Raw genomic sequence first — 5,575 nt, forward strand, 5'->3', positions numbered from 1 at the left:
GGAGGTCGGGCCGCCCGCCCTGCGCACGCAGCCACAAACGGCGGTACGCCCACAGGGACGCTGGTACGGGCGTCCGACGGCACACGTTCCGCCGAACGCCGACAATCGGGAGCACTCCTGGGTTGTGTGCAGTGGCCGACGGTGCCGCGTACACCGGTCGGCCGGGGCGTCGATGGGGATCGCCGAGGCAGCGCCGACCGTCGAAGGAACAGCTGAGCGCCGCTCCACCGGATCGACGCCACCCCGGCGGGTCTCCCGCAAAGGCCGAGCTGGGGCACGATTTCGGCATGCCCGCACGTCAGTTCGAGCCGCACTACCGGCGCATCATGGCCGACATCCGGCAGCGCATCGCTTCCGCACGACCGGGGCCTGGTCGTCGGGCAACCGGGGCGGCAGGCACCGCTTCCAGCATCACAACCCCTTTCCGGGTACGTCCACTGTGTTGGCCGGTGGGCCTGGGCTTCTTCGCGGGGCCTGCCGCCGCCGGTCACAGGGGCTTCCGGCGGCGGCAGGCCGCGTCGGGGTCCGGCGACTTCAGCGGTACGGCGTCTGTGCCGAACCCCGCACACACCGTGGCCGATGACTGACCGGCTGCGGTAGGCGTCCCGCCCGGGACGGGGCGACGCTCCCCCACTACTGGAAGGGATGCTTCCCGTTGCGGGAACCATCCCCCGCTTCCCCTCTTGACATTTGAGCGTTGACGTATTCCCTGGCAGGGTCAGGAATTGCTCGACGCAGATGGTTGAAGGCGGCATTCATCGGGTGGGATACTGTCCAATATCGATTACCGACACGGGCAGTTCGCGCCATCACGCATCAGATCGTGCGCCACACTTCGGGGGTGTCATGCAGAACCATCCGCTCACCGCAGCACGCGAACGCCTGGGCCTGACCCGCCGGCAACTCGCCGACGCAGTCAACAAGATCCTCTACCCCGACCCCGGACAAGCAGCCCACAGTGCCTTCACCGCGAACTACCTGGGCAAACTCGAAAACGGCAAGATCCGCTACCCCGCCGAGGACTACCGCACCGCCCTGCGCATCGTCCTCAACGCCGACACCGACGACGAACTCGGATTCCGCCGGCGGGATATCAGCATGCGCACGAAAGGCATGCTCGCCGTTCGATCCAATCGATACGAGTCCCCGGCAACGGGGCTGAGTCCCGCCGCCGCCGCTTCGTTGACATCCGACGCCATCCCGTTGATGTCGTTGCTCGGCGCACCGGTCGTCGACGAGTTGCCGCGTCAGGTCAGCCAGGAACACATCGCCCAGGTTCTGGAAGCAGCGGAGATCCTCGAACAGTGGGACAACGCGCACGGCGGCGCGCTGGTCCGGGAGATCGCCGACGACAAGCTGCACCGCATGTCCCGGCTGCTGGAGGTGAGCTGCCCGGCGAACCTACGCCCCGCGCTACACAAGGCACTGGCCCAGTTGGCAGGGGTTGTGGCGTTCATGCTCTTCGACGCCTACCACCACGAGGCGGCCCGGCAACGATTCACGTTCGCCCTGCGCTGCGCCAGCATCGGCGGCGACTGGCACCAGCGCGCGATGCTGCTGTCCAGCCTGGCCCGGCAGGCGGTGTGGTGCGGTCAGCCCGACGACGGGCTCACCCACATCGAAATGGCCCTGGTCCGCGCCGACTGGCTCACCGCCTCCGAGCGCGCCATGCTGCACACCGTACGAGCACGGGCACTCGCCAAACTCGGTCCGGGCAGAGCACAGGAGGCGCTGGCCGCCGTCGGCGCCGCCGACGAAGCCTTCGCGCACGCCGCACCAGCGGAGGACCCGCCGTGGATGTGCTTCTACGACGACGCCCAGCACCACGGCGACACCGCCCACGCGTTATTTGACGTCGCCCTGCACACCAGCCTCGTTACGGAGTCGGCCGACCGGTTCGCCTACTCAGTGGAGCACCATCTCCCGGCGTACCTGCGGTCCAGGGCGATCTCCCGCATCAAACTGGCGTCCCTCACGATGGTGCAAGGTGACCCGCTGGAGGCCGTGACGATCGGCAACCTGGCCCTCGACGACGCCGGACCGGTCCGCTCGCTGCGCGCCGCCGACGACCTACGGGAGCTGCACCGGATGGCCGGACCGCACGGCAAACTCACAGAAGTGCAGGAGCTGCGCGCCCGGATCCGGGAGACGGTCGGAGCCGTCGCATGACGGATCCGCAGGAAGCGCTGCTGCTCGCCTGCCAGCAGGTCGGGGTCGACCCGACCGGCGTTGAGCTGATCCGGTCTGCGGAGAACGTCATCTACCGCCTGCCCGGCGGCGTCGTCGCCCGCGTCAGCCGCGACGGGCAGCTCGCCACCGCAGGCAAGGAAGTCCGGGTGTCCCGCTGGCTCAACGAATCCGGGATACCGGCGGTCCGCGCGATCGACGATCTGCCGCAACCAGTCGCGGTCGACGGACGAGCCGTCACCTTCTGGCATGAGCTGCCGCCGCATCGGGAAGGCAGCATCGGCCAGCTGGCCCAGGTACTGCAACAGCTGCACCGCCTGCGGCCCCCGGCAAGTCTCGAACTGCCTCCACTGGCACCCTTCGTACGCCTGGAGCAGCGCATCGCCGAGGCGACCGTGTTCTCCGCCGACGACCGCGCCTGGCTGCTCGATCACCTGCACGGTTTGCACGAGCGTTACCGCGAGCTTCCTCCTGGCCTCCCCCACGGTGCCGTGCACGGTGACGCCTGGGCGGGCAACATCGTCGACACCGACGCCGGACCCGTCGTGCTCGACCTCGAACGATTCGCCTTCGGCCCACCCGAGTGGGACCTGGTCTCCGTCGCCGTCGACCACCTGACCTTCAGCGCCGAGTACGCACCCGGCTGGACCGAGTTCTGCCACCAATACGGCTACGACGTCACCGACTGGCCGGGGCTTCCGGTCCTCCGCGACGCCCGAGAGCTGCGCAAGGTCACCTTCGCGGCCCAACTCGCGCGAGACAACCCAGCCCTACGCGACCAGGCCCACTACCGCCTCGCCTGCATCCGCGGCGAACACGGCAACCGCCCCTGGGGCTGGCAACCCGTCCCATGATTCGTCTTCTCCTCGACAGGAAGAGGCATACCCGGCCCGCGATCGGCTACCGTCGGCTCGGACAGGATGTCCGAGCCGACGAGCTCACTACCTACTGCTATTTAACCGGGAGCGGCCGAGTATACCTACAGAAGCTTGGCTTGTGAGATCAGAGACGCTACGCGCTTTTGGTTCTTGAAGACGTTTCCCGGGTACGCATTCGCCGGGAAAACCCCTACGATCGCCGCCACATAACCCCTGACCTCGGCCCGTAAATTGGCGAGACTCAGGTCAAGATCACTCGACGGCTCTTTAAGGAATTTGTCACCCAATTTGCGCATTACCAAATGCGCGATAGGCCGTCTGCCATGAAGGGCAACCCCCGCTTCAACCCCATCCGACTCACGCTCCATTTCATCCAGAATGTCGTCAACCTCCGACACAATCCGGACTGCCCTACTCAGCCTAAGTGGATCAGTCTGATCATTAAACAAGGCTTTATATATGGAGGTATCAGAAAAAAGTCGAGATACTTCTCTCTTCGCAGTTATCGAATGGGCAAGGTTCGGTGAAGCACATGCCAGCGCTACTGCCGCCTGACGCAGTTCGATCACCTTTCCGAGATCCTTAGACTTCGGCACTTCGGCCGAACGCAGGATGTACTCATACCCCAACACCTGCAGCTCACGCACTAATCTATGCTGCTCGCGGTCAAGAAAGGCAAAGTCCTGGCTCGAAACCTCATTCTGAGTGTTCGCATACCGCGTTATACGCCGACCCAACTCCTCCTCGTTTTTGGGCACTTCGATGCACCTCACAAGAACGAAGGCATTACCCAGGTTCGATTCGGCCTCACTCCCCTTGACGGCTCCGAGCGTTGAGACCGTCTGTGCGCCGTTAACAATACTCGCTCTGGTGAGCTTGAAGTATCCGACGTCACGGTTGAGCGCACCACCAGGCCCAATTGCGATCGACTCTGCAAGGATTGTAATCCCATTATTGTAGTATGCAAATTGTTGCGGCTCAGACTTGATGGTCTGCAATATTCCTTCGTTGATATCCGACCGAGGAATAACGACGCGAATGTTCTCAGCAAACAGGTCAGATCCATGAGCTTGATGCCAATTGGCGATCTCTGCTGCACTCACTCGGCCGTAGTAGATCTTATGCGGTTCCGACGCTCGGCCCCAGTCAAGCATCTGCAGTTCAAGGTCAATTGCTGCGCGAGTCTGGTCTGAGATCGAATTAAACAGCATTGCCTGCGACAAGTGCAGGTGCGTCGCCAAAGGCTCGGTATCCTCGAGGTCGTTCAACTTACCCAGGAGTTCGACGATCGGGTCTTCGACGGCCGGCACAAGAGGATCAATCGCAGTCGACGCGGTAACTAGTCGAATTCGAGCACCTGGCTTTATAAGCAATTTCCGGAGTGCGGTCCTTGTATCCTCCGATGCATGCGCCGGCTCACCCTCGGCCTTCATCCCCAAGAGCACTTGTACGCCTTGAAGGAATTTTAGGACATCTCCGAGAGCCATCGATCCAGTTCCGTCCTGTCGCCATTTCGACTGGACGAATACGATGAGCTTTAAGTTCGGATCTACCCCAACGGCATCGATTCCGCGATCGTCAGTACCGTCAGTAATCTCAACTATGCGATTATTGTCGTCGTCGGACCCCAAAACCATATGGACGGCATGTACAGCCAGAAGTCGGGACATGTTGGCCACATCATTGAGATCGGGTTTCCAATAACCCTTCTCGTAGAGTGATCGAACATGTGTCTCAATCTGACTAACGTGAAACCTACTCAAAGTTACCTCCCTGGCCCAGGGCTACTATCCGGCGCGGGTAGAGAGGTACCCTAACCCAATAGGCATGGCGACAAGCGCGCGGGCCATAGTTGGAAGCTACTCACCGAGGCGCTGCCGCGACGATGGAACCACGTCCAGGCCGTGGACCCCAGAGGTATCGAACGCCGTCTTCCAGGTAGACCGCGCGCGCTGGATCGCTGCGGCATCGCCCCTCGACATGGGTTCCGGGGGCGTCGCAACTTCCTGCCATCACTCGCTCGGCGGTGCACGGTGGCTGCGGGACCAGGTCAGAACTGCGATCACTCCTGCGCCGTGTTCGAAGTGGGGGACGCCAGCTTCCGGCGGTGGCTGGCGACGCACCCGCACTACTGGAAGGGATGCTTACCGTAGCGGGACCCATCCCCTGCCTCCCCTCTTGACATTCCGCCGTTGACATATTCCCTGACAGGGACAGGAATTGCTCGACGCAGATGGTTGAAGACGGCATTCACCAGGTGGGATACTGTCCAAAGTCGATTACCGCCACAGGCAGTTCGCGCCACCACGCATCGATCGTGCACCACACTTCGGGGGTGTCATGCAGAACCATCCGCTCACCACAGCACGCGAACGCCTGGGCCTCACCCGCCGGCAACTCGCCGACGCCGTCAACAAGATCCTCTACCCCGACCCCGGACAAGGAGGGTCATTCAAAACCCGGTGCGGTGGTTCTGAAGACCTCCAGGGCGGTGACGGTGCGTAACACGT

Annotated in this window: 3 protein-coding genes; 2 read left to right on the forward strand and 1 reads right to left on the reverse strand. The window is 63.0% G+C overall.

Annotated features, from left to right (window positions below):
- Positions 1-846: 846 nt before the first annotated feature.
- Both ACFHVL_RS30575 and ACFHVL_RS30580 read left to right on the forward strand, forming a co-directional pair.
- Entirely contained in the window at positions 847-2,169 is a 1,323-nt protein-coding gene (locus ACFHVL_RS30575; protein WP_416632066.1) for a hypothetical protein, read from the forward strand.
- On the forward strand, positions 2,166-3,041 hold the full coding sequence (locus ACFHVL_RS30580) for a phosphotransferase enzyme family protein (protein ID WP_416632067.1): 876 nt from the start codon (positions 2,166-2,168) through the stop codon (positions 3,039-3,041). Before ACFHVL_RS30575 ends, ACFHVL_RS30580 begins: the two co-directional genes overlap by 4 nt.
- A gap of 125 nt (positions 3,042-3,166) precedes the next feature.
- Here ACFHVL_RS30580 and ACFHVL_RS30585 read toward each other — a convergent pair whose 3' ends face one another.
- Complete coding sequence (locus ACFHVL_RS30585) at positions 3,167-4,828, reverse strand: AIPR family protein (RefSeq protein WP_416632069.1); 1,662 nt, start codon at positions 4,826-4,828, stop codon at positions 3,167-3,169.
- Between the last annotated feature and the right edge of the window lie 747 nt (positions 4,829-5,575).

It is taken from the genome of Micromonospora sp. LOL_023, assembly GCF_048060115.1.
In the GTDB taxonomy this organism is placed as follows: domain Bacteria; phylum Actinomycetota; class Actinomycetes; order Mycobacteriales; family Micromonosporaceae; genus Micromonospora_E.

Bases quoted from the DNA above. Each gene is read 5' to 3' on its own strand.
- ACFHVL_RS30575 (WP_416632066.1), top strand. From the start codon at position 847: ATGCAGAACCATCCGCTCACCGCAGCACGCGAACGCCTGGGCCTGACC.
- ACFHVL_RS30580 (WP_416632067.1), top strand. From the start codon at position 2,166: ATGACGGATCCGCAGGAAGCGCTGCTGCTCGCCTGCCAGCAGGTCGGG.